The organism is Bradyrhizobium sp. USDA 4486 (assembly GCF_054057995.1).
Map to the genome: position 1 here is coordinate 949,962 of NZ_JBSRZV010000001.1, position 23,078 is coordinate 973,039.

The window sequence follows — 23,078 nt, forward strand, 5'->3', positions numbered from 1 at the left end:
GGGGCGGTCGAGATACCATGGCAAACCAGCGCCAGCTTCAGGCGAGGTTGAAAGCATCCTGCATCCCGGTGTTCATGCCCTGACCGCCGGCAGGACTGTGGACATGCGCGGAATCTCCCGCCAGGAAAATCCTGCCCGAACGGTAGTTCGCAACCTGCCTTTCATTAATGCGGAAAGCGGTCGTCCAAAGTGATTCTTTCAGTACAAGTCCGCCGGGCCCCCGCCGATCGACCAGCGCCTGGAACTGTTGGAGCGTCGGCGCGGCAGGCGTTTCGCCCGTCGAAGGTCCGAGACTGGCGATGAGCCGATAGCGGCCGGGCCCCATCGGGAAGAATACGAGGACGCCATCTTCATGCCAGTAAGTGACGAGCTCCGACAGTGCGAACGGCCATCCGGTTATGTAGAAATCGCCGAGCGTCCAGTCATTGCCCATGGTGTCGCCACTGAACTCGAAGCCGAGCCGATGTCTGATCGGGCTATGAGCGCCGTCACAGCCTATGAGCCAATCGAAACGCTCGGTCTGCTCTCGTCCATCGGCCAAGCGGATCGTCGCAGAGACTCCATCGCCATCATGAGAAAAGTCGATCAGTTCGACACCGAGCTCCGACTTTACGCCGAATCGTTCGAGGTGGCGCTCAAAGACAGCTTCCGTATCGCACTGCGGAACCATTAGTGCGAAGGGATAAGGCGACTGAACGTCCGCGAAATCGACGCGCCCGATCAGCCGACCGTCAGCCAATATGTTTGCGGCGGATACCTTGTTGCCGATTGCCAGCAAATCGTCGGTGGTACCTGTACGATCCAGAAGCTCCAGAGTGCGACTCCAGAGTGCGACCGCCCGGGATTTGTCGCTGCGCATGGTCATCTTGTCGATGAGACGGACCGATACACCATATCGCGCAAGCTCGAGAGCCATCGTCTGGCCCACCGGGCCTGCGCCGACGACGAGAACGCTGTCTGTCATTTTCGTATTCCTTGTAAATCCATGGTTAGGCGGCAAGAGCTGTCTTGGGGCGCGGCACAGTTCGACATAGGTCTCTGCCCCTGATGGATCGTATTCCGCGCAAAACGGCACCTGTCGAATTGCGCGTGGCCGTGGCTCGATCAATCGCCGGCCACGAGCGATCCTGCGAAGATGTCTCGATTACTTCCAGGAACCGTTTGGCAGTCGACCGTGATACGGCGTGTTGCGACAATGACCCCACGGCCCGCGCCAGTATCCGGGAGGGCAGCCATTATAGGCTTGCCGAAACTTCCATTCGCCGTCGGGCAGTCGGCCATAATAGGGAGTGTCGCGACAGTGGCCCCAGGGCCCGCGCCATGCCCCGGGGCCGCATCCGCCCGCTGCTGCGGCAGGCTGCGTAACCAGTAGCGATGAACCCAGCGCCAGCACGGCAAGCGCGCCGAGCGCGATATGTGACTTCAGCATTGCGATCTCCTCTTCGATCTCTCTTCTGACGTATCGCCATGACATCCCGATCGGCTTCGACCGTTGCATGACGCGGTGTCATCTGGATCGGCAGAAAGCCGATCCGACGGCTCGCGGTATGCATCTCGCGGAGACGCAGAACAAATACGAGTTCGCTATGCTGGTATCGCCAACCGATATGACCGCCGAATTTCCGTGAAGGCAGCAGCTTGCCGAAGCTTCATAGCTGCAGAACTGCTGCTGCAGCTTCACTGCCGCCTCCGAACCCCTGTAGCCCATAGGCTGTCGCGATAGGTGCATAGCGACACGGTATTTGCCGTCTAAGCGCGGATGAGGTTTCTGCGCGTCGCACCGCCACGAGCGGATAACTCAGCCAAGGAGGACAAGATGAAAGTATCCAGACCATCCGGCACGGCCATTGTCGGCAGCGTCTTGACGCTGGCGATGACGCTCTCGATCGCCGGCCCGGCGCTGGCGCAGGGCACAGCGCAGCAGCGATCCGCCTGCATGGGGGATGCTTTCAGGTTCTGCAGCTCGGATATTCCGAACGTTGCCAGGATCGAAGCGTGCCTGATCCATAACCGGAGCCAGCTGCATCCGGCGTGCCAGGCGGAATTCCGGGCTTCCGGCAATACCCACCTGCACCCCGAGCATTTCCGGTAACGATGGCCGAGGGTGGGTCCGTGAACGACCTTGCGAATGCCTTCCTCCTGGTCTTTGCGGGCCTGTTTCCCGTGGTCAACCCGATCGGGGCCGCACCGCTGTTCCTGCGTCTGACCGCGGGCTGCACGGAGCGAGAACGCGGCCGGCTGGCATTCTGCGTTGCCTTCAACGGATTCTGGCTTCTTCTGGGAACGATGCTGTTCGGCTCTTTCATCCTGGAGTTCTTTGGCATAACGGCGCCCGTGGTTCGCATAGCGGGCGGGCTACTGGTTGCCGCGATGGGATGGCAGCTGCTTAACGACGACAGCGGTTCGAAGCACGGCGGGGTCACTGAGGCTGGCGAGGTCAAAACCATTCGCGACGGCTTCTACCCGTTGACACTGCCGCTGACCGTTGGACCCGGGTCGATCTCGGTCGCGCTGACCATGGGCAGCCATCGTCCTCACGAGTTCACCGCGAATGCGATGCTGCTTGCCGGCTCGGCGCTAGTGGGCCTGCTCGCGGTCGCGCTCGCGATCTATTGCTTGTATCGCCTTGCCGCGCCGATGGTCCGGCATCTGGGGCCGTCCGGAGTCAACGTCCTGATGCGCCTGGCTGCATTCATACGCATCTGCATCGGGATCCAGATCGCCTGGAGCGGGGCGCGTGTGCTGATGAGCGAGCTGCAGCGTGCGCCCGGACTGTTCTGAGAGAAATGGCGGTGTCGACTGGACGTCTTCGACGCAGTCCATTCGCTCGCGCAACCCCTTTTCTGAAGGATCTCACATGAATACCGGACCTGCCCCAATTTACCTGGACAAGCTTCTCGCACGGCTCGAACGCGCCGGCCGGTCGACGGTCGTCCGACATCAGGGCTCCGATCTCTCCGGCGAGGCACTCCGTGCCATGATATTCCAGTACGCCCGAGTCCTGTATGACGTCGGGATCACGCGCGGTAAGCTGGTGGCGATGTTTGCGCCCAATCGCCCGGAGGCGATCGCCATTCGTTATGCCGCCCACATTCTTGGCGCAGGCGCCGTTTACCTGTCCGTTCCGCCCACGGAGGAGCAGCGCCAAGCGTTGCTCAAGCAGATGGCGCCGGATCTCCTCGTCGTGTTTCCCGAGACCATACATTACTGGCACGCGAATGCCGGTGTGCGGCTCGCGACGGTGGGCGTCGACTGCGCTGCGTCCTGTGGTCGGCTCGATGTATTGGCCTCATCGGCTTCGGACACTCGGCTCGATGTCATGGCTTGGCCGGAGGACCTCGCCGTCATCATTTCCTCCGGCGGCACCACCGGGGTACCAAAAGGCAGTTGCCGCAGCTTTGCGGCCTACACTGCGATGGTAAGCGTGCCAAGCGCCAGCGACCGTCGTCAGCTTGTCAACGGTCATCTCGCATATCTCTCGCAAGTCCTCGTCGATATCACGCTGCTTGGAGGCGGGTGTGTCGTCCTCGAAGGCGCCTTCGAGGCAGCCGATACCCTTGCCACGATCGAGGCGGAGCGGATTACAGATCTCTTCCTGGTCGAGCCGCAGCTCTTCGAGTTGATGGATCATCCCGACGTCTGCCGCCGAAACTTGTCATCGCTCCGAACGCTTACCCACATCGGCGCGTCCGCACCGCAAACGCTGCGCTTGAGAGCACGAGAACGACTTGGTCCGGTCATCGCGCACACCTATGGCGCCAGCGAAATGGGTATCGTCAGTATATTGACGCCGGCCGAGCACGATCTCTCGCGCCCCGATCTCTTCACCTGCGCCGGCCGCATTCTGCCGGGTGTCGAGGTTCGGTTCCGCCACAAGGATGGCTCGCTCGGCGAGCCCGGGGACATCGGCAGTATCGAGGTCCGATCGCCGGCGATGGCCAGCGGCTACCGCAACAGGCCCGAGCTCGAGGCAGCGAATTTCAAGGCAGGTTGGTATTGCTCGGGGGATCTCGGTCGGCTTGATTCGGACGGCTATCTCCACACCCAGGGTCGTGCGGCTGACGCCTCCGAGGTCAATGGCATCCTGGTGACGCCGACACTGATTCAGGATGTTTTGTGCGGGCTATCGTCGGTGCGCTACGCTGTCGTGGTGATCGATAGTGAAGCACGAGTCACCATTGCTGCCGTGAGCGCCTGGACGGGCCTCTCCATCGGGGCTGAAACATGCCGTCAAGCGGTCGCTGAATATTTCGGTCAGGAGACCGCTGCATCGCTGGTCGTCGTTTCACTCGATCGGATACCGCTCACCGAGCAGGGTAAGCCCAATCGTGCTGCCATCAAGGCGCTGGCTCGCTCACGATCGCTGCTCGATGGCGCCTGACTGCGGCCACACCGGCACTCTCGACGGTCGCAAATTCGACCTGCGGAAACAGCTCTCCTGTAGTCGAGCAATGTCGTGCGCAAGTTTCCCGCTTCTAGCGAAGTGCAACAGCCGATGACGAAACGACCCGCGCTACCAAGCGATTGTACGCCAAACTGCGCTTTGGTTCGCTCCCGCAGGGCGCGATGGGCAGCGCAGGGTGAGCCGAACGGCCGTTGCTTTGGGAACCGCGCATCGGCCGCGCACCCCGCTGGGATGCCCATATAGCAGATGGTCAAAGCGACGAGGCCTTGGCGAGCGTCGTCGCGTAGATCGGAATGTTGAGGTTCTCGACGGCAGTCTGCTGCTGCGCTCCGAAAACGTCGCGCTCGTCGACTGATGCCGAGATGTTCGGCCGGTCGATCGAGATCTTGATGGCGTTGCAGGTATCGACGAAGAAGGTGCCGACAACGTGCTCGCGCGGCAGTCCTAGAAGCTTCGCAATATTGCAGCTGGAGAAGACATTGGAGTGCAGCGCTGCCTCGTAGTGCTCCGCAGAGGTAAAGATGATATCGAAGGTTAGGCGGTTGATGCCTGCGTCCTTGCTGCGGATCACGACGGCCATGTCAAGCAGACGGTTCGATCTGAGCAGCACACCCGTCGTCGGCGGCGCATCGGCGATCAGCGATAGTGTGCGATCGTCGAGATTGCCGGTGTATTTAGTTTCCCCGATGTCCTCATAATGCGGACGAGCGTCACCTTCCCGCGTCCACGACGCGCCGTCCGCTCGGAAATAGGTGATGCCGAACATCACGTTCTTGATGACGTGCTCGTTCTGCAGCAGATGATAGAGCGACCATTCGTACGCGTCGGGCGCATCGAGGTTGAGCCGCGAAGTGGCTTTCGGCTTTGCAAGCTGTGTGATTCGCTCGATTTCGAGGGCATGCCGTGCGGCCAGCCGCTGCGGATTGCGGTCGACGGTCCGCAGCAGGATCGCTGGATTGGCCGCATCTGCGTCGGTGATCTTGAAGTTCGCATTTTCTAGCGCATCCGGGAATTCGTGCTGAATCAGGTTGATGACAGCCTCCTTGATCTTCGGATAGTGCTCGAAGAACACCGGATCGCGCGTTCCGCTCGGCACGATTGCGCCGAACAGCCCGTCGTCGCGCCGGAAGCTCACCAGATTGGGGGACAGCGGATAGGCGATGTTGCCGGCCGTGGCTTTGCGGCCCGGATAGCCGTAGTGAATCAGATAGTGCGTCAGCAGGCTGGCCAGCAGCACGGCGGCTTCCTCCGTCTTTGCCGCGGTTTCGATGATGATTCCAAGCTCGCGCTGGCCGTCCTGAACGGGATTTGCCTGCACGCCGTTACGACCATAGACCAGTACGTCGACTGGGACCTTCGTGAGGTCCGCGGGATCGATATAGATCATCGAGACCTTGCGGGCCCCGAGCCGTCGCGATCCTTCCAGCTTAATGCTCCACGGCCAGGGCTTGCCTGTGCGAACAAACTTGCTGTTGCGGATGCCCGCTATACCGGCGCTGCGCGAGAAGAACTCCGTCTTCTCCATCGCCAACACGCCTTCGGGATAGAACTGGAGCTGCGGATGGCTCTCCTCATACAGCGAGTGCGCCGCGATCGAGTAGGCGGTGCAGCGTCGCGCCGGATTCGGAGAAACGAAGAGGGCTGAGCCGTCGTCATAGATCTCGGCGACCAGGCAGTCGGACGGCGAGCCGGGATCACAGGCAAGTGCGCCACATTCCAGAATGTGGCCGACATGGTAGGCGAGGCCTGCATCGATGCCACGGCGGATCATGTCGGAGGCGAAAAGGGCGACATCGCAAGAGCGACCGGCCAGCACGTATTGTGCGCCGTCCTCCAGCGCGGTGATCAGGGGATGGATGCCCATCTGCCCGACGATCGTGCTCTCGCGCAGCGCTTCCTCGCTGAGCTCGGGGCCGGCGCCGGTTGGACGCAGGGCTCCCTTGCGAAACTCCTGGATGACGATTTCGGGATCGAGTTCGGATCGGATGACAGCGACCTTCGCATCTCTCACCTCGAGCTCACCGAAGACTTCCTTGGCGACGCCGATCATCCAATCGAGGTTGCGGTTGCCGCCCGCCATGCCGGAGGATCCCAGGATCACGGGGCAGCCCAGCCTCTTGCCCGCGTCGACCATGTGACGGAAATCCGCCTTCACCGCTTCATGCTCGAAGTATTCCGTGCCGGTGCCGAGATAGTAGGGGCCAGCATCCATCGAACCGCCATCGCAGATGATCGCATCGACGCGGCCGCGCAACGCGTTTTCCAGGGACTCCCTTGGATAGCCGTAACCAAGAGCGCCGCAGGCGGAAACGACCCGGTAGATAAGCCTTGTCATGATGTGCATCTTTCCTGAAAGGGTGAAGCCTTCTCGGTTCACCGCTGGTGCTCGCCGCCACACTGGTCGAGGAACTCGGCGAAAACAAATACGGCTTCAGTATGCGGGTATCGGTGCCAGCTATGGCCTACGTCTGTTCAGCGATTGTCGTAAAGCTGGCTGCCGCCGCGATCATCGCGGCGGCGAATCCGCCAGCGCCTATGATTTGTAGAGGGTTGCCACCGCATCGTGCAGCTTCAACGCCAGCGGCGATGCTGCGTAGGCATCCGTCACGACCTCGATGTAGGCACCGGTTTTGGACCTGCCGGCCTCTTCCAGCGCCCGGTCGAACTCGTCGCAGGTGGTGACGCGCGCCGTTAGCCAATCATCATTGCCGAAGGCCTTCGCCAGGTCCGCGTAGTGCCACGGGGCGATATCGTTGTACGCGATGCTCGGCTCCTTGCAGAGCAGGCGTTCGATCAAGTAGCCGTTGTTGTTGAGCACGAAGATGATCGGCGTCAAGCCGAGGCGACCAAACTGGCTGATTTCCTGCACGGTAAGCTGGTGCGCTCCGTCCCCCGTCACCAGGACGACGCGTTTATCCGGGGCGGCAACCGCGGCGCCGAATGCCGCCGGTGTCGCCCAGCCGATCGAGCCCCACAGGGTCTGATTGTGGAAGGTTGCGCCGCTTGGCAGCAACGCGAACCCCAGCCCCATCGAGACGGTGCCCGTTTCAACGACGAGGATGTCATCCGGCTTCAGGAAGCGTTCCCACCGCGAATAGAGGGCGGGAGCGTCGATCGGGTCGTTATCCTTGCCACTCACTTTGCCGAGGGATTTCGCCTTGATTCTGGCCCAGCCGCGTTTCGGCAGGTGATTCGAGAGAGCGACGAGCAAGTCGGCCATCTCCACATCGTTGAATCTCTTGCCGCCGACCTGAACATGGTGGTGATTGATCGCGATGGTCTTTTCCGGGGAAAGCCGTGCGGTGAAGGCGCCGGTGTTGAAATCCGTCAGCGGCGCACCGACCAGCATCACGCAATCGCGCCCTTCGACGAAGGTACGCACCTCGTCATTCATCAGCGCTCCGTTATAGATGCCGACATAGGACGGATGCTGCTCGTCCAGCGCGGACTTGCCCATCAGCATGGTGCTGAACGGCAGTCCCGATGTATCGATCAGGCGCCGCAGCACCTCGCGCTGGCCGGTCCGGCTGACGAGAATGCCGGCGATCACGCATGCCGTGCGCGCCTTGTCGAGCGTCGCTGCAATCGCCTTGAGGGCCGCAGCGAGATTGTCGGGGTTGCTACCCGGAGCAGCGAACGGCGTCGCCTCGCCAAGCACCGGCTGATTGGCAAGGTCAGCCGGAAACGCCATGTACACCGGGCGGCGATGATAGAGCGCTTCGGCGATCAGCCGCTCGGTCTCGTAAACGGCATTCTGCGGCGTCATCACGGCATGTGCGCAAACGACCGGTTCTGTCATCTGGCGGAACAGGTCGTATTCGCCGTTGCCGAGCGTATGATGCATCGGCGCGCGGGCGGCCCGCGTCGCCATGTTCGGACTGCCCACGAGGTGAAACACAGGCAAGTGCTCGGCATACGCGCCGGCGATGCCGTTGATAGCGCTGAGCTCGCCGACGCCGTAGGTCGTGCACAGCGCCGCCGCACCCTTGATGCGGGCATAGCCGTCCGCCGCATAGGCCGCGTTGAGCTCGTTGCAACATCCGACCCAGCGCATGTCCGGGTCGTTGCAGATCGCATCGTTGATAGAGAAGGCGTAGTCGCCGGGCACCCCGAACACGTCGGTGATGCCGATGTCGTGCAGACGGGAGAGAACGTATTGGATGACAGTCTTGGTCATGATGAGCTCCGATTGACTTCGATGGGAAGGAGGCGATTGGAATTGGGCTGGAGGACCGATGCACCGCGGCAATGCAGCAGGAACAGGCTCGTATTCCACGAGGCCGAGAACGTCAGCCCTAATGCAAGGGCGGTCCATTTCCCGAGCGGTACCGCAAGCAGGTAGACGGTCACGAACGCCAGGGATATGCCGAGGAAACCTGCAAGGCTGTTGGCGATCACGGCGGCCGCCGCGGGCCCGCCGAGTCGGCGCTGCAGGATGATCATCAGCGAGAGATAGAGGACAGGCGCAGCAGCCAGCACGCCCGTCCACATCGGAGTAGCCACAAGGCCGAGGACATCGATCGCACCGACCAGCAGTGCAACGGCCAGACTTCGCACGATCAGATCACTTGCGTGCTGCCCCGGCGAAGACGCCGAGGCCGACGCGTGACGATATGGCCGGACGAGGACGATGCAGAGTGGGAAGACGCATGCGCCGAGTAGGAGCGCAGTGGGCAAGCTCGAGTCTCCCCAGAGCGATAGCGCAAGATAGACGAGCCAGACGCACATTGCTCCGCCGACGCTGACAGTCGTCGACAGGCGTTGTGCCAGCAGCACGTAGGACGTCGCGAAGATAGCGGTCGGAATGTTTTGGGCAAAGGTCGACAGCGCTGTCTGCGAGATGAAGGCTGCGTCGTGGTCCTGCGCCAGAAAGAAGAAAGCCGGGCCCGACGTGACGGGCAGCGTTGCGAGCAATGCGCCAATCACGGGCCCTGACTTTTCGGCAAGAACGGTGACGGATACGGCGATCAGCGCCGAAAGCCCCATCTTGAGCAGCAGCGCGAGCACGAATCCTTCATGGATGTGAACAGCAGCGAATGACATGTGGTCGCCTCCGGAATGGTGTGCACTCGCCGCCGTGTGCGAGCGGCGGGACCATCTCTCAAGCGAGCCCCGGTAACAAATACGGTTTGGCTATATGGCTATTGGTGCGCCAAATGGCTGGACACCTCCTGCGTCGACGCCGGAGCCAGCAAATTCATTGCAATAGTCTTAAAGAGCTAGCTTGCCGTGATCCGGCAGACCGTATGGACGATCTTGCCACGAAGCGGATTCACGCGGTCACTTCAGCGGTCGAGCCGCCGATCGGATCTACAAGCGACTCGCGTCGCATGGGCCCGCTCAGCGAAAGAATGACGGACTCAAATCAGAGGTGGAAGATATCGTCCATCCAGCCTGTGGCCTCTTGGGCGAGGCGAAGCCGATTGTTGACCTGTACGTGGCCGTCGGCCCCGGAAGCCGCATCGAGTAGAACTAACGCTTTCCGGGTCGATTTGATGTCGCGGTGCCAGGCGTGAGCCTGCGCCGCGAAGACGGGCGAGTCGCCCGCGCCGAGGATCGACAGGAATGGAACAGTGACCAAGGCAGGGTCGGCGATCATGTTCGACGTGCGCGCCAGGAAGTCCTGCGGGCTGCTCGCACCGGCTTTCCATAACGTGACTTGCGCGCTGCGCAGTGCAGATGCCGAAGGCGGCCGCGCTGACTTCGCCTTCTCTTTGACCGCCAGCGCGAACATCTCGGCCGGGTTCGGAAATGGCGTGCTGGCGATCACGGTGGCAAAGCGTTCATCATGGCCCGCCGCGCGCGCGGCGAAGTACCCGCCCAGACTGAGCCCGATCAAAGCAATACGGCCGGGCTTCGCGCCGAAACGGCTGACGAGCAGATCGACAATCGCAGCGATCGGCTTCTCCGCTTCAGCTTGCCAATAGAGTCCGTCCGCCTGCGTGATGCCTTGTCCGGGAAGGTCGGCCAGGGCAACGGAGTAACCGCGGTCGAGAAGATTGCGGCCGACGGTCAAGAACAGATCTTCAAAGCAAGTGTCGGCACCGCCTATCACGAGCACCACGGGAGCATTCAGATTCGCATTCTGGAAATAGGCGCCCGGCAGTTGCTTGCCCGCGAAAGGTACCTCGAAATGAGACGCGGGGAGCGCAAGCTCCTTCATGGCTGCGACAAAGGCAGTCTTGTGTTTGACCACGAGGGACTTGAACAGATCGCCGGGGCCTGCGAATTGCCAGGCCGAGCGGTAGCTCGCGAACGCCTTGAGCCGGACCTCACCGGCGGCACGCTTTCGGCCCTGCGCATTCCAGCTGTCTGCCTGGGTATTCATGGCGTCCCCATAATTCGAGAAGGCCCGCACCCAGCTGTCGGCATCGCCATCCGTAATCTGCGAAGCGATGTAGAAAGCCTGCCCGATATCGAGGCCGCCCGCGGGACCCCAGCCGAGCGCCGCGACAAAGAAGAGGTCCATGTCCGGATCGGCAAAGCGATAGGTTTGGCCAAGACGCTGATCGGGCCGTTTTTCGGTAGGACTGGATTGCGCCATTGACCCCTCCGTGGCCAAAGTTGCAGCAGCGAGGCTCGCTCCAGCGACGATTATCGTTCTCCGATCCATTGCTCAACTCTGTTCTGAGAAAGGTCTCTGAAACTGACGACCGTTGCGATAATATGAGTATTGCTCACATCCTCAACTCGCGTTTGGCGCCACGGGCGATTCCCAGTGAAACCGACATCAAAACAATCAGTTAAACGCAGGACGCCGCAGCAGGCTCGTGCCCAAAACAAGGTCGACCTCATATTGGAAGCTGCCACGCGGCTCATTCAGCGAGGCGGCATGGACGGCCTGACGACGAATGCAATTGCTGAAGCGGCCGGAGTCAGCATCGGCACGCTGTATCAGTATTTTGATAACAGGGACGCGGTCCTCGAAGCGTTGTCGGGGCGAGAGCTGGAAGGACTGTCAAATCGTGTGATGCAGGCGATGACAACTGCACGCGCCGGGGCGACGGGAGAACGCATTCGGATCATCGTGCATTCCATACTGACGAGCTATGGCGGGCGGCGTCGGGTCCACCGAGTTCTGCTTGAACATGCGTTGTCGCGCGGACCTGCTACCAGGCTAAACCCGCTCCTCAAGAGCCTGACCGACATGCTGACGACAGCCGGCCCGGACGGCTCGGGTGGCGTGAGAAGACCTATGCGCCCGGCGGACGCATTCGTTCTTGTCTACGCCTTCGCCGGCGTGATGCGCGCGGTGGTGGCGACGGAAAATAAACAGGTGCCGCAGCACGAGCTGGAGCAATCGCTGACCAGGCTCATCGCCGGCTTTGTCGAGGGCAGCTAGAGGAGGCTCGCTCGCGGCTCGGCGCGGGTCTAGCCGTTTCCATGACGCGACACCTGCGAACTTGACAGCTCGGCGCCTTTGTTAGCACTTTGCAACCATCGGTTTACCGCTGCAGGAAGACGAAGGATGCAGTACCGCCATCTCTATTACTTCGTGAAAATCGTCGAAGCCGGCAGTTTCTCTCAGGCTGCCAGGACCATTCACGTGGCGCAGCCGGCCCTGAGCCAGCAGATCGGCGAACTGGAAGCGTCGCTAGGCGTCGCATTGCTGCATAGAAGTGCACGGGGCATCAAGCCGACGGCTGCCGGGCAGCGGTTCTATGACGAAGCATCCTCGATCCTGCGCCGATACGAGAATCTGCCGGCCCTGGTGCACTCCAAGATCGGTGAAATCGAAGGACCGGTCAGCCTCGGGATGCCGGCTTCCCTTTCCACAACCTTGGTCGGGCCGTTCATCGAGCTGTGCCGGGCTTCTCATCCAAAAATCACCTTGAGATTTGTTGACGGCGATAGCGAATTCCTGCGCGAGGAAGTCGAGAAGAGCCGCCTGGACCTCGCTCTCATTTTTGAAGATGAGTTCTTTCCCACGGTGCAGCGGCAGCCGCTGTTCCGGCAGGACCATTATCTCGTCCGCGGCAAGCATTCGGCTCCGATCGTTGGCTCAACAATCCCGATTAAGGAATTATCGCAGATCCCGCTGATCCTTCCGGGGCAATCGAATGCGCGACGGATCGTTATCGACCGTGCTTTCGCCAAGGCCGCCATCTCGGTGCAGCTCGCCGCGGAAGCTGCCAATATCTCGAGCGAGCTTTCGGCGGTGCGCTCCGGCGCTGCCAGCACCATCCTGAATCTGGGTGACATGTCAGGTTTCTCGCTCGCCGACTTTGCCGAGCCGGTGCTGATTACGCCGACTTTCCACCTTACCTGCTGCCTGATTTGGTCGAACCAGTTCGCACTGACGCTGGGCGCCGAAGGCGTGAAGAAACTCCTGATCGAATTTCTGAAGGAGCAGGTCGAGGCCTCCAGGAAGCCGGGAGCGGTGTGGCTGGACTAAATATCGACAGGCAGGCACCGGAAGGTGCCTGCCGCTCGTCCGACTAGCGGCCGCCGCCGCCATGCTCGTCGGCAAAGGCGACGCCGGCCTGGGTCTCTTCGATGGCCTGGCGGACCAGCTCCACCGCGCGTGCGCGGTGACCGCCCTTGTTCGCAGTCGCCTCCTGCAACGACTGCAGCGCTTGATGCAGCGATGCAAGCGCACGCTCCATGTTACCCTGATAGGCCTCGGCTGATTGCGCGGTGGCCGCGAGCAAGCCGATGCTCGCAACACCAGTTGCGACAGTTGCGGCGAAGCCGCGGCGCGTGAACTGAGAATCGAGTTTCATTTGCTGTTCCTTCGTTCGGTGGGAAAATGCCAGACGCCCGGTCGTTTCCTCATGACGAGGCGACAGCCGCTTCCGTGATCGATCCATCTCTCCGCGGCAAATACCGCTTGAATATGCGGGCATAGCCGTGGCCGATGGCGACGAGCCGGTGTCGTATTCGCTGATAAGGTCGTAGAACGTAACGCCTTCGTGAAGCGACCACCCAGTCGACATCGACGCATGTAAGGGCGCGTCTGCGCCGAGGCACGCATGCGAAACGTAACGCATTGATAGATCGCACCAAAGGCCAGCCGCGTGGGTAGCTTCAGGACGAGCCGATCGGCACCGAAGAACGAACCTATAGGCCGCGCAGATACCTGCATATGGAAGCTGTATTTGTCCGGGATGCCAGCGTGGATCATTAGTCGCGCCCGTCAAGCGGAGCCTGACCGGATCACTCCCTCGCGAAAAGCTGTTTCAGCGACGCTGAGGGCGTAGCACGAGCTGGGCCTGGACCGAGAGTAAATGCCAGCAGATGAGGGGCTCCCCGAGGAGTCAAGCAATGAGCCATGTCGAATCGACTGTCGATAAGAGCACGAAGCCAAGCGCTCGCATCTCACATTCTGCCGGTCTCGGCCACAATGATCGGTGTTTGCGCGACGTTGATCGGTCTCGTCAAGTTGGCCGAGGCCAAACATGGATCGTCGCATGTCGACGAATACGCCGCTCTCGCATCGGTCATGTTCCTGGCGAGTGCGCTGACCTCATACCTTTCAATTCGATATTCGCACCGCGCCGGCCTGAGCTATCGCATCGAGCAGATCGCCGATCTGATCTTCCTTGGCGGTCTGATCGGGATAACGCTCGTTGCGACGCTGTTTGCCTATGAAGTGATCTGACCAACAAGGCTTCGCCAAGGGACCACTAGGCGAGCTGAGGCGGTGGTGCGTCCGGAGATGCACCCAGAAAGAGAATAGATTCGTTCAATCAACCAGAAGAGAAGGCCAATGTATCGCAAATCAATCAAGCTCGCCGCCGTTGGCGGCATCGTCCTGACGCTCGCCAGCAGCGCGGCGTTCGCGGAAGGCACAGCAGCTCAACGGCAGGCCTGCACGCCGGACGTGTTTCGGCTGTGCAGCCATTTCATCCCGAATGTCGGCGAGATCGTTGCCTGCCTGCGGGGCAATGAAGCCCGGCTGAGCGAGGCGTGTCATGAGGTGATGTTCGGCCGTCAGGTTGAGCCGGAAAGATACTCGCCGGCCCGCTCGCAGGCGGCATGGACCCGATGAACGGCCCGGGCGCTGGCAACCAAGATGCAAGTGAGGCTCTCATGAATATGTTGAAGCAGATGAAAGCACCGTCGGTCCTGAGGCGCTGCTTGGGCGCAATCGCTGGCGCAGCCGCATTGGCGCTTTCAGTCGTCGCCGCAGATGCGCAAACCTCTTTCTATGATGCATCCCGCCAGGAGATTGCCGGACGTCCGGGAACGCTGATCCGCTCAGAGCCGATGAGCTTCGCGCCTGCAGGCGCCCAGGCCTACCGCGTGCTCTATCGCTCGACCGGCATGCACGGTGAGCCGATTGCGGTGTCCGGCGTCATCATCGTGCCGCCGGGCCCGGCGCCCGCAGGCGGGCGGCCCGTGGTTGCCTGGGCGCATCCGACAACGGGCGTGGTGCCGCACTGCGCGCCGTCGCTGGCGATTTTCGTGTTTCAGCAGATGGCGGGCTTGCGCCAGCTGATCGAGCAGGGTGCGGTGGTTGCCGCAACCGACTATCCAGGCCTGGGGACGCCAGGCCCTCATCCGTATCTCGTCGGCGACAGCGAGGCGCGAGCGGTGATCGATTCCGTGCGCGCCGCGCGCAACCTGCCAGGCGCCGAGACCGGCAACAGCTTTGCCGTCTGGGGGCATTCGCAGGGCGGGCAGGCCTCCCTCTACACCGGTCTGATCGCCAGGACTTATGCGCCCGAGCTCAACCTGGTCGGTGTTGCCGCGGCGGCGCCCGCAACTTCGCTGGTCACCTTGATGGGTGACGATTTCAAGACCTCCGGTGGCAAGAACCTGACCGCGATGACGTTGTGGTCTTGGTCGCGCGTTTATGGCGCGCCGATCAACAAGGTCGTGTTGCCGGAAGCCATGCCGGCCGTGGACCAATTGGCGAACGAATGTATCGAATCGATCTTCGACATTCTGGCGCGACGCCGGACGGAGAAGCCGCTCGAGGAACATTTCCTCTCGGTGCCGAACATCGCGACCGTCGAGCCCTGGCGTTCGCTGGCGGCCCGCAACACCCCGGGCGCGCTGCCGCCGAGCATTCCGCTCTTTCTCGCGCAAGGCACGACCGACGATATCGTGCGCCCCGAAGTGACCGCGAGCTACATGCAGCGGCAATGCAAGGCAGGCAGCAAGGTGCGGATGATGTGGGTGCAGGGCGTCGGACACGGTTTCGTCGCGCGCGACAGCGCCGATGCTGCCGTCACCTGGATGATGGATCGCTTTGCCGGCCGGCCAGCGCCAACCGACTGTGGCAAGTCGCTGTCCAGCACCGCTGATGCGGAATCACCGGCTCAGTAATCGGAGAAGAAGGATGTCTCGTCTTGTGATCGATCTGCTGAGACCCTATCGCGGTCGGCTGACGATCGTATTTCTCGCCATGCTGATCGAGATTGCGATGAGTCTGGCCGCGCCCTGGCCGTTGAAGCTTGTCCTGGACGATGCGCTCGGCAGTCACCGCTTGCCCGAATGGTTGAGCTGGGCCCACGAATATGGCGGCTTCGGCAAGCATACGCTGGGCGTAGCGCTTTTTGCCGGCGCGGCGACTCTGGCGATCGCAGCCGTCGCGGCGGTCGCGAGCTATTTCGACAGCTACTTCACGACCAGCGTGGGGCAGTGGGTCTCCAACGATTTGCGGCTGCGCATCTACGAGCACCTGCACCGGCTCTCGCTCCGCTACTACGATCATGCCAAGATCGGCGCGCTGGTATCGACCATAACCAGCGACGTCGCCACCATCCAGGATTTCGCGTCCTCATCCACCCTGGAAATAGTCATCGACCTGCTCACCATTGTATTCATGGTGGGAGTGATGTTCTGGCTAGACTGGGACTTCACTCTGATTGCAGTCGCATTCACGCCCGTCCTGCTGCTCTTTGCGTTCCAGCTCAAGAGAGCTGTGAAGGCGGCTACTCGCGCTCTCCGGCACCGGCAGGCAGAGGTGCTCTCGATTGTCCAGCGCGGACTTGGATCGATCCGTTTGACAAATGCGTTTGGAGGCCAGGCCCTGGAGGTCGCACACCTGGAAGCCGCAAGCCGCGCTTCCGTCGCTGCAGCGCTTCGTGCCCGCGGCATCAAATCGCTGATGTCACCCATGGTCGGCATCGTGGTCGCGATCTGTACCGCAATCGTGCTCTGGAAAGGAACGTCCCTGATTATCACCGGCACGATGACAGCGGGCGCGCTAACCGTCTACCTCGCCTATCTCAAGAAGTTCTTCAAACCGGTGAAGGATCTCGCCAGCATGACCAGCACCATCGCGCAGACAACAGTTGCGCTGGAGCGGATTCAGGCGATCCTCTCGGCTGACGAAATCGTCCGCGAGCGTCCGGGCGCGATCGATCCGGGCCGGGTCCACGGGGCGATCCGCTTCGACCGTGTCACCTTCGGCTATGAGGCGGACAGACCGGTGCTGCACGAGGTATCCTTCAGCATCGAGCCGGGAGAGGTGGTCGGTATTGTCGGTCCGACCGGCTCTGGAAAATCGACCGTGCTGAGCTTGCTTCCGCGCTTCTACGAGCCCGTGCTGGGCCGTGTGCTGATCGACGGCATCGACATTGCAGACTACAAGATCGCCGCGTTGCGGTCGCAGATCGGCTTCGTCTTGCAGGATACCGTGCTGCTTCACGGTACGATCAGGGAGAATATCGCGTATGGGCGGCCCAATGCGACCGAAGCTGAGATCATCGAAGCCGCCAGGATCGCAAATGCCGATGAGTTTATCAGCCGGATGCCACAGGGCTATGATTCGGTTGTTGGCGAACGGGGCGAAATCCTGTCGGGCGGCCAGCGTCAGCGCATCGCGATCGCACGCGCGGTGATCCGCAACAGCCCGATCCTGATCCTGGACGAACCGACAGCTGCTCTCGATCCTGAATCCGAGCACCTGGTGATCGAAGCGCTGCGGCGGCTGATGAAAGGCCGGACCGTGATCATGATCGCGCACCGTCTCACTACCCTCGTCGATGCCGACAAGATCATCGTGCTCAAGGACGGCGTGGTGGTCGAGCAGGGTACCCATGAGGCGCTGATTGCCGGCGGCGGGCTCTTCTCCGAACTGCACCGGATCCAGTTTCAGACGGCGCGACACGTTGCCGACGCTGCCTAGAGGACGACAAGCCAGATGTCACATCGATTGATCGTTCTTCCGGACGACACCGCGAGCGCCATCGTGGATCCGATCATGTCAGCGCAGCACACGCTGAACATCCGCATGTTCCTGTTCACTGATCCGACGCTGCTCAATGCCGTCATCGCGGCGCGGCGCCGCGGCGTGCATGTTCGGGTGATGCTCAATCCGGCAAGGCGTGATGGAACGAGCGACAATGACGCGACGAGGGCCATGCTGCTCCAGGCGGGTGTGTCTGTTCGCGACAGCAGCCCACAATTTGCCGTTACCCACCAGAAGTCGATGGTGATCGACAACCGGGTCGGTGTCGTCGAGTCCCTGAACTGGGAGACGCGTGACCTCACCGAGACCCGTGACTACGCGGTCGTGACCACGGAGGCGGCGGAAGTTGCAGAGATGGTGCGATGCTTCGATGCCGATTGGGAGCAGCGGCCGTTTGAGCCGACAGCGGGCTCCAGCCTGATCTGGTGTCCAAACAACGGCCGGCAGCGTATCGCGAGCTTCATCGACGGCGCCAGGGAAACGCTGTGGCTGCAGAACGAGCGCTATCAGGACATGGTGATCATCGAGCGCCTGGTCCGCGCGGTCAAGCGTGGGGTCCACGTGCGGATCATGTCCCGTGCGCTTCACAAGCTCAAACGCAAGAAGCTGTTCGAGGGTGTAAGCGGGCTGCGCATCGTTCACGACGTCGGCGCCAAGGTCCATGCGCTCAAGAAGCTGAAGCTGCACGGCAAGATGATGATTGCTGACAACAAGCGCGCCATCGTCGGTTCGATCAATCTCAGCCCGGGCAGTTTTGACGACCGTCGCGAGCTTGCCATTGAAACGTCGTCGGCCCACGTGGTGAGACGGCTCGTCGAGACGGTTGAGCACGATTGGAAACATTCGTGCAAATTGCCATTATCCGATGAAGCCGTGTTCGCTGATTTGACGGGACACGGAGTGAAGGACGTGAGCCGGCTTGCTCTGGCTCAAAAGGACCGATGAACCGTATCCTTGAAGCGTACTTCAGTCGTTCCCGCCGTTCCGGACGTCACCGTTCCGGTAGGCGCTCCGCTCCCACTATACTGCCCTCGCTGAGCCGGCGTTCAAGAAACTTGGCGAGCGCATCGCGGACCGCTTCGCTGGCGGCAGTGAGTGGAAAATCGGCAGAATAGGCAATGGAGCAGGTAAAATAGATCGGTGGCTCGATCAACGTCGGCTTGGCGAAAGCGTGAGGCCCAAAATTGGAGAGATCACCTACCGGAAGTATGGTGCAACCCACCCCATTTCGCACCGACCACATTTCACTTACCAGCGAATCTGCTTCGAGAACGACGTTTGTCTTTAGGTTCGCTTCGGCGAATACGCGTTCGATCAAGGCACGACGGCCCTTGACGTTCCCCGGCAGCACGAGGGGCAGCTCCGCGATGCGCTCAAGAGAGATCGGGTCTCCGTTGGTTGTTATCGGCTGACGCGAGACAACGAACAGCTTCTGCCTATACAAGGGTTTGCGCATCAAAGCCGTCGTAAATTCGACCTCATGAAGGACGGCGAGATCGACCAATGACGAGGCGATCTTGTCTTCCAGGCCGAGGCTGTCTCCATCCGAGAACCGGATCACGACCTTCGGAAATGCTTCCCGGCACTCATCTAGAAAGCCTACGAGTACCGGCGCGAGGGAGGATATGAAACCAACGTTGACCACCCCTTCTGGCTGGTCACGGTCCGAACGAACGACTGCGGGCAGCTGGTCGAGTTGATGCAAGATCGCGGAAGCTTCCTTGTAGAAGATTTCCCCTGCTGCTGTCGGCCTAACGCCCCGCGCACTGCGCTGAAGCAAGGCCACTCCCAGCCTTTCCTCCAATTCGGCAACCTGCTGGCTCAGCGCAGGTTGGGCAACATGAACGATGGACGCTGCGCGGGAGAAGCTGCCTGCCTCGACGATCTTGACGAAATATCGAAGTTGACGGAACTGCATGTTGTCCTGCCCATACCGGGGCCGCACATCATCGATGAGATCGCCGCACTGGGCAACCCGACCTGTGACCCATCAGCCTGATGCCAGCGGTCGGAGAAGGTGGCGGGTGCCGGTTGTGGTACACGATCATGTGAGGCATCCGAGTATACTAGCTGAGGTTGCGCCGTCCAGAGCCTCCGTTTCCTTGCTTTTTCCGCCTGATTTTGGATGCGCGGCTGGCCATATGACGAGGCGATACCTGCATATTGAAGCGGTATTTGTTTTTAAATCGTCGCCGAGCCATTTCTCCTCGTGTTGAGGACGGGGCAAATCGCAGCCCTTGAGTCCAGCTTCCACCTTCGCATGGCGACCCTCTGCCGGGGCATCGAACGATGTCGCGCGCCGATTTGTCGCGAAAGGAGACTTCCCATGAACACAATCACGACGAACTCCCGCATCTCCGCGCTCGCGCGTTTCAAGCCGAAATATGCGGCCGTCGCAGTGGCGAGTGCCCTCGGCGTCCTTCTCATGGTGTCCGATGCCAGCGCAATGAGCTGCGTCAGGGGCGTGTATCGCGCGGCCTGTACGACCCGGTACGGCAGCTTCGCCGTGGGCCCCAATGGTGCGATTGGCGTTGGACGCTACGGCAACGTTTACGCCTACCGCCGCGGCTCCGGATGCTTCTGGCGCAACGGCCAGCGCATCTGCCTCTGAGCACCGGAGCCCATCAATGCGGCCGCGCGCAGACGCGCGGCTGCAGAAGGAGAACAGAGATGTCCAACAAGATTGCAATGACAATGCGCCGTTTCGCACTATGTGCCGCGCCGCTCGTGCTCGTTTCGAACCTCGCGACCGCACCCGCCAGCGCGCAGGATGCGACTGCTGCGGCTCCAATGCAGGCCGAGACTCAGGACCAGGCGGCGTTCTCGCAGGCGCAGATCGCGCAGCTCGTCGCGCCGATTGCGCTCTATCCGGATTCGCTGCTCACGCAGATCCTGATGGCTTCGACGTATCCGCTGGAGGTGGTCGAGGCGGCTCGATGGTCGCGGGAGAACCCGACGGTCAGGGGGCAGGCGCTTGAGAACGCGATGCAGACCCAACCCTGGGATCCCAGCGTCAAAGCCCTGACAGCAGTGCCGCAGACGCTTCAGATGATGAATGACAAGCTGGACTGGACCCAGCAACTGGGCGACGCGTTTCTGGCGCAGCAACAGGACGTGCTCAATGCGGTTCAGAACTTGCGCGCCGAGGCGCAAGCCGCTGGTAATTTGCAATCGACCCCGCAGCAGATTGTCACCGTCGCTCCGCCCCCGGCCGACGGCGCCAGTTCGGGAGTGCGGCCGATCGTGATCGAGCCCGTGAATCCCGACGTCTACTACGTTCCGGTCTACAATCCAGCCCAAGTGTATGGCGGCTGGGATTACCCTGGCTATCAGCCGTTCTACTGGTCGCCCCCTGGCTTCGTCGCCAGCAACATCATTTCCTTCGGCGCGGGGATCGCCGTCGGCGCGGCGATCTGGGGCGGCTGCGACTGGTGGCACAACAACGTCATCATCAACGTCAATCGATATAACCTCTTCAATCACGCCAACATGAACATCGGGAACAATGTGTGGGTCCACAATCCCGCGCATCGCGGCAACGTTCCCTATGCCAACGCTGCGCTGACGCAGCGCTTTGGCCGCAACAGCGACATGGCGGCCCGGAATGCCTTGCGCAATGATCTGGCACACGACGATCTCCTGCGGGATCGCTCTGCCTTCGAGCAACGTGCCATCCCTCGGGATCGGATCGATGCGCCACGTCCCGATGCGTTTCACCGTCCGGAGGGCGATGTCGCAAGGAGGATCGAACCGGAGAGGCCCGGTGCGCGAGAATCCGAGATTCGACGCGAGGCCGGCGAGGCGTTCGAGCGACATGAGGCACTCCCAGAACGTGACGTCGATCGCCCGCGAACCGGAGAGGGCGCAGATCTTCTCCGAAGGGGCTTCGCCGGCGAGGACCGGCCGCGGGAAGGCGCGTTCGGCGAATTTCACCGGCCGATGGGACGACCCAGACTCTGACCCAGAGACCTTCAGCATCTTGAATGCAACAAACAATCCGTGAGGTAAATGTCATGAAATTCCACCTGAAGCCGTTAGGTAAACGCCACGGGGTGCGAGCAGGACTCGCCGCGCTCGGCATGGTCGGGCTCTGCTCGTCTGCAATGGCGGCGGAGAGGCCGCCTCTCGCTCCCGATACGGTGGCGCCTTTCAGCACGCAGTCGCGCATCGCCGCGACCATCGAATTCGGTCTGCCAGCCCTTGCAGAGGAGATCGAGCGAGACATTCCCCGGCGCCTTGCGACCATCGACGAACGTGTGAGCTGCGTGCATCGCCGGGTGCTGTTCTTCCGGGTCAACGCCAATTGCGACATCTACGGCTACGTCGAGCGGTCGGGGCCGGTGTCGCTCTATGGTCGCGGCGGTCGTCTCTATGGTTCGGTGCCGATCTACGGCGCGTTGGAAGGGCAAGGCGCCAACCGTTTCACGGCCCGCATCCATGGAGAGACCGAGGCCAGTGCCACGATCGAGGCCGAAGCGCGGCCGGAACTCTCGCGTGACTGGTCGCTCGACCTGAACTTAAGCGACGGCTTTCGCTGGAGCGAGCCGCCCGTTCTGCATGTGATGGGCCGCGAGATTCCGCTCGCCAACTATGCGGAGCCGCGGATCAGGACGGAGCTTGCGCAGGTGAGGGGGCGTGCGCTTGCAGCTGCCCGCCGTCTCGATCTGCACGACAAGGCTGCCACGGCCTGGCGCCATGCGTTTGAGCCAGTTCAGCTCTCGGCGGACCCTGAAGTTTGGCTGCAGTTGACGCCCCAAAGTGCCGCGTTTGCCGGCGTACATGCCGAAGGCAAGGTGCTCAGCGGATCGCTCGAGCTGGCGGGCGCCGCCGAAACCGTGATCGGACAGCATCCGGCGGTGACGCCGACCGCACTTCCGGCCCTCGGGCGGGAGGTCACCTCGCCCGGCCAGTTCGATGTGATCCTGCCCGTGCGCATCAGCTACGACGTGCTGAAGGGCAAGATCCAGCAGGCCCTCGGCTCAATTGCGCCGGCCGCTGGCATGTCTGTCCGGGATGTTGAAGTCTATCCTTCGTCCGGCAAGCTCGCGATCGGTCTGCGCGTCGCCAAAGCGTCCGACGCAGATCCGAACGCCGGTGAATGGACCTATCTCACCGCTGGTCTCCAGGTGGATGCCGATGGTCATGCCGTGCGGCTTTCGGATCTCAGCGCCTCGACTGACAATGAGGGCGTGGCCGCGATGATCGATCCGATCGTGAGTGGACTGCGCGACAAGATGAGCGTGGACTATGGCGTCGCCTATGAGAACTTGCTCAACGCCGCGAACGCGAAGTTGAACAGGCCGCTGAAGGACGGCTTCCGCATGGAAGGACATCTTTCCTCGGCCACGCTCGAGAAGCTGTATCTGCCTGCGGACGGAATCGAGATCGCCCTTCGCGCCAGCGGCGCACTGAAGATCCTGTATGGCATGTGAGTGAATGGCGATCTGCAGTTGCTCGCCTTGGATGCGCCGCAAGTCTTTCCTTGCGGCGCATCGCCAAAGCGCTCGATGCGTACAGCAGATCGCAATG

Annotated in this window: 21 protein-coding genes; 13 read left to right on the plus strand and 8 right to left on the minus strand. The window is 61.6% G+C overall.

The window, feature by feature from the left end; genetic code table 11:
- Positions 1-37 precede the first annotated feature (37 nt).
- The gene (locus tag ACVWY3_RS04550) at positions 38-964 is read right to left on the minus strand and encodes an FAD-dependent monooxygenase (RefSeq protein WP_456837380.1); all 927 of its coding nucleotides are present in this window, start codon (positions 962-964) and stop codon (positions 38-40) included.
- A 180-nt stretch (positions 965-1,144) separates the two neighbouring features.
- The gene (locus ACVWY3_RS04555; protein ID WP_456837381.1) at positions 1,145-1,429 is read right to left on the minus strand and encodes a GCG_CRPN prefix-to-repeats domain-containing protein; all 285 of its coding nucleotides are present in this window, start codon (positions 1,427-1,429) and stop codon (positions 1,145-1,147) included.
- Between the two features lie 387 nt (positions 1,430-1,816).
- Here ACVWY3_RS04555 and ACVWY3_RS04560 point away from each other — a divergent pair, with 387 nt between their 5' ends.
- The 3 genes from ACVWY3_RS04560 (at position 1,817) to ACVWY3_RS04570 (ending at position 4,381) form a co-directional block, all read left to right on the plus strand.
- A complete protein-coding gene (locus tag ACVWY3_RS04560; RefSeq protein WP_456837382.1) occupies positions 1,817-2,092 on the plus strand; it encodes a hypothetical protein in 276 nt (91 codons plus the stop codon).
- Between the two features lie 20 nt (positions 2,093-2,112).
- On the plus strand, positions 2,113-2,781 hold the full coding sequence (locus tag ACVWY3_RS04565) for a MarC family protein (protein WP_456837383.1): 669 nt from the start codon (positions 2,113-2,115) through the stop codon (positions 2,779-2,781).
- Between the two features lie 76 nt (positions 2,782-2,857).
- Complete coding sequence (locus tag ACVWY3_RS04570) at positions 2,858-4,381, plus strand: class I adenylate-forming enzyme family protein (RefSeq protein ID WP_456837384.1); 1,524 nt, start codon at positions 2,858-2,860, stop codon at positions 4,379-4,381.
- A gap of 274 nt (positions 4,382-4,655) precedes the next feature.
- On the opposite strand, the gene ACVWY3_RS04575 is transcribed toward ACVWY3_RS04570, so the two are convergent.
- The 4 genes from ACVWY3_RS04575 to ACVWY3_RS04590 all read right to left on the minus strand — a co-directional run bounded on the left by ACVWY3_RS04575 (position 4,656) and on the right by ACVWY3_RS04590 (position 10,949).
- Positions 4,656-6,740, minus strand: a complete 2,085-nt coding sequence (locus ACVWY3_RS04575; RefSeq protein WP_456837385.1) for a DUF4387 family protein — start codon at positions 6,738-6,740, stop codon at positions 4,656-4,658.
- Between the two features lie 198 nt (positions 6,741-6,938).
- The gene (locus ACVWY3_RS04580) at positions 6,939-8,582 is read right to left on the minus strand and encodes an alpha-keto acid decarboxylase family protein (RefSeq protein ID WP_456837386.1); all 1,644 of its coding nucleotides are present in this window, start codon (positions 8,580-8,582) and stop codon (positions 6,939-6,941) included.
- Positions 8,579-9,412 (minus strand): hypothetical protein, encoded by an 834-nt coding sequence (locus ACVWY3_RS04585; protein ID WP_456837387.1) that lies wholly within the window; start codon positions 9,410-9,412, stop codon positions 8,579-8,581. The genes ACVWY3_RS04580 and ACVWY3_RS04585 overlap by 4 nt, the downstream gene beginning before the upstream one ends.
- A gap of 358 nt (positions 9,413-9,770) precedes the next feature.
- A complete protein-coding gene (locus ACVWY3_RS04590) occupies positions 9,771-10,949 on the minus strand; it encodes an alpha/beta hydrolase family protein (protein WP_456837388.1) in 1,179 nt (392 codons plus the stop codon).
- A 174-nt stretch (positions 10,950-11,123) separates the two neighbouring features.
- On the opposite strand from ACVWY3_RS04590, the gene ACVWY3_RS04595 reads away from it, so the two are divergent.
- Both ACVWY3_RS04595 and ACVWY3_RS04600 read left to right on the plus strand, forming a co-directional pair.
- On the plus strand, positions 11,124-11,747 hold the full coding sequence (locus ACVWY3_RS04595; RefSeq protein WP_456837389.1) for a TetR/AcrR family transcriptional regulator: 624 nt from the start codon (positions 11,124-11,126) through the stop codon (positions 11,745-11,747).
- Between the two features lie 126 nt (positions 11,748-11,873).
- A complete protein-coding gene (locus tag ACVWY3_RS04600; RefSeq protein ID WP_456837390.1) occupies positions 11,874-12,800 on the plus strand; it encodes a LysR substrate-binding domain-containing protein in 927 nt (308 codons plus the stop codon).
- A gap of 43 nt (positions 12,801-12,843) precedes the next feature.
- On the opposite strand, the gene ACVWY3_RS04605 is transcribed toward ACVWY3_RS04600, so the two are convergent.
- Complete coding sequence (locus ACVWY3_RS04605; protein WP_456837391.1) at positions 12,844-13,128, minus strand: hypothetical protein; 285 nt, start codon at positions 13,126-13,128, stop codon at positions 12,844-12,846.
- A gap of 620 nt (positions 13,129-13,748) precedes the next feature.
- Here ACVWY3_RS04605 and ACVWY3_RS04610 point away from each other — a divergent pair.
- The 5 genes from ACVWY3_RS04610 (at position 13,749) to ACVWY3_RS04630 (ending at position 18,494) form a co-directional block, all read left to right on the plus strand.
- Positions 13,749-14,006, plus strand: coding sequence for a hypothetical protein (locus ACVWY3_RS04610; protein ID WP_456837392.1), 258 nt, complete (start codon positions 13,749-13,751; stop codon positions 14,004-14,006).
- A 108-nt stretch (positions 14,007-14,114) separates the two neighbouring features.
- Positions 14,115-14,396, plus strand: a complete 282-nt coding sequence (locus ACVWY3_RS04615) for a hypothetical protein (protein ID WP_456837393.1) — start codon at positions 14,115-14,117, stop codon at positions 14,394-14,396.
- Between the two features lie 218 nt (positions 14,397-14,614).
- Positions 14,615-15,679 carry an alpha/beta fold hydrolase gene (locus ACVWY3_RS04620; RefSeq protein WP_456837394.1) on the plus strand — a complete coding sequence of 355 codons (1,065 nt, stop codon included), beginning with the start codon at positions 14,615-14,617 and terminating at the stop codon, positions 15,677-15,679.
- 13 nt (positions 15,680-15,692) lie between these two features.
- Positions 15,693-17,486, plus strand: coding sequence for an ABC transporter ATP-binding protein (locus ACVWY3_RS04625; protein WP_456843289.1), 1,794 nt, complete (start codon positions 15,693-15,695; stop codon positions 17,484-17,486).
- A 63-nt stretch (positions 17,487-17,549) separates the two neighbouring features.
- Positions 17,550-18,494, plus strand: a complete 945-nt coding sequence (locus ACVWY3_RS04630; RefSeq protein ID WP_456837395.1) for a phospholipase D-like domain-containing protein — start codon at positions 17,550-17,552, stop codon at positions 18,492-18,494.
- A gap of 46 nt (positions 18,495-18,540) precedes the next feature.
- On the opposite strand, the gene ACVWY3_RS04635 is transcribed toward ACVWY3_RS04630, so the two are convergent.
- Complete coding sequence (locus ACVWY3_RS04635) at positions 18,541-19,467, minus strand: LysR substrate-binding domain-containing protein (protein ID WP_456837396.1); 927 nt, start codon at positions 19,465-19,467, stop codon at positions 18,541-18,543.
- 408 nt (positions 19,468-19,875) lie between these two features.
- Between ACVWY3_RS04635 and ACVWY3_RS04640 the strand changes: the two genes are divergently transcribed.
- The 3 genes from ACVWY3_RS04640 to ACVWY3_RS04650 all read left to right on the plus strand — a co-directional run bounded on the left by ACVWY3_RS04640 (position 19,876) and on the right by ACVWY3_RS04650 (position 22,981).
- On the plus strand, positions 19,876-20,160 hold the full coding sequence (locus ACVWY3_RS04640; protein WP_456837397.1) for a hypothetical protein: 285 nt from the start codon (positions 19,876-19,878) through the stop codon (positions 20,158-20,160).
- A gap of 179 nt (positions 20,161-20,339) precedes the next feature.
- Positions 20,340-21,509, plus strand: a complete 1,170-nt coding sequence (locus ACVWY3_RS04645; protein ID WP_456837398.1) for a DUF3300 domain-containing protein — start codon at positions 20,340-20,342, stop codon at positions 21,507-21,509.
- Between the two features lie 53 nt (positions 21,510-21,562).
- Positions 21,563-22,981: a DUF4403 family protein gene (locus ACVWY3_RS04650; protein ID WP_456837399.1), complete on the plus strand. Its 1,419-nt coding sequence runs from the start codon at positions 21,563-21,565 to the stop codon at positions 22,979-22,981.
- Positions 22,982-23,078 lie beyond the last annotated feature (97 nt).

What these genes read in the sequence shown, in the direction of transcription:
- ACVWY3_RS04620 (WP_456837394.1), top strand. Translation starts at nt 14,615, where the DNA reads ATGAGCTTCGCGCCTGCAGGCGCCCAGGCCTACCGCGTGCTCTATCGC.
- ACVWY3_RS04590 (WP_456837388.1), bottom strand. Translation starts at nt 10,949, where the DNA reads ATGGCGCAATCCAGTCCTACCGAAAAACGGCCCGATCAGCGTCTTGGC.
- ACVWY3_RS04640 (WP_456837397.1), top strand. Translation starts at nt 19,876, where the DNA reads ATGAACACAATCACGACGAACTCCCGCATCTCCGCGCTCGCGCGTTTC.
- ACVWY3_RS04615 (WP_456837393.1), top strand. Translation starts at nt 14,115, where the DNA reads ATGTATCGCAAATCAATCAAGCTCGCCGCCGTTGGCGGCATCGTCCTG.
- ACVWY3_RS04605 (WP_456837391.1), bottom strand. Translation starts at nt 13,128, where the DNA reads ATGAAACTCGATTCTCAGTTCACGCGCCGCGGCTTCGCCGCAACTGTC.
- ACVWY3_RS04560 (WP_456837382.1), top strand. Translation starts at nt 1,817, where the DNA reads ATGAAAGTATCCAGACCATCCGGCACGGCCATTGTCGGCAGCGTCTTG.
- ACVWY3_RS04600 (WP_456837390.1), top strand. Translation starts at nt 11,874, where the DNA reads ATGCAGTACCGCCATCTCTATTACTTCGTGAAAATCGTCGAAGCCGGC.
- ACVWY3_RS04645 (WP_456837398.1), top strand. Translation starts at nt 20,340, where the DNA reads ATGCAGGCCGAGACTCAGGACCAGGCGGCGTTCTCGCAGGCGCAGATC.
- ACVWY3_RS04625 (WP_456843289.1), top strand. Translation starts at nt 15,693, where the DNA reads ATGTCTCGTCTTGTGATCGATCTGCTGAGACCCTATCGCGGTCGGCTG.
- ACVWY3_RS04575 (WP_456837385.1), bottom strand. Translation starts at nt 6,740, where the DNA reads ATGACAAGGCTTATCTACCGGGTCGTTTCCGCCTGCGGCGCTCTTGGT.
- ACVWY3_RS04610 (WP_456837392.1), top strand. Translation starts at nt 13,749, where the DNA reads ATGATCGGTGTTTGCGCGACGTTGATCGGTCTCGTCAAGTTGGCCGAG.
- ACVWY3_RS04650 (WP_456837399.1), top strand. Translation starts at nt 21,563, where the DNA reads ATGAAATTCCACCTGAAGCCGTTAGGTAAACGCCACGGGGTGCGAGCA.
- ACVWY3_RS04555 (WP_456837381.1), bottom strand. Translation starts at nt 1,429, where the DNA reads ATGCTGAAGTCACATATCGCGCTCGGCGCGCTTGCCGTGCTGGCGCTG.
- ACVWY3_RS04550 (WP_456837380.1), bottom strand. Translation starts at nt 964, where the DNA reads ATGACAGACAGCGTTCTCGTCGTCGGCGCAGGCCCGGTGGGCCAGACG.
- ACVWY3_RS04570 (WP_456837384.1), top strand. Translation starts at nt 2,858, where the DNA reads ATGAATACCGGACCTGCCCCAATTTACCTGGACAAGCTTCTCGCACGG.
- ACVWY3_RS04635 (WP_456837396.1), bottom strand. Translation starts at nt 19,467, where the DNA reads ATGCAGTTCCGTCAACTTCGATATTTCGTCAAGATCGTCGAGGCAGGC.
- ACVWY3_RS04580 (WP_456837386.1), bottom strand. Translation starts at nt 8,582, where the DNA reads ATGACCAAGACTGTCATCCAATACGTTCTCTCCCGTCTGCACGACATC.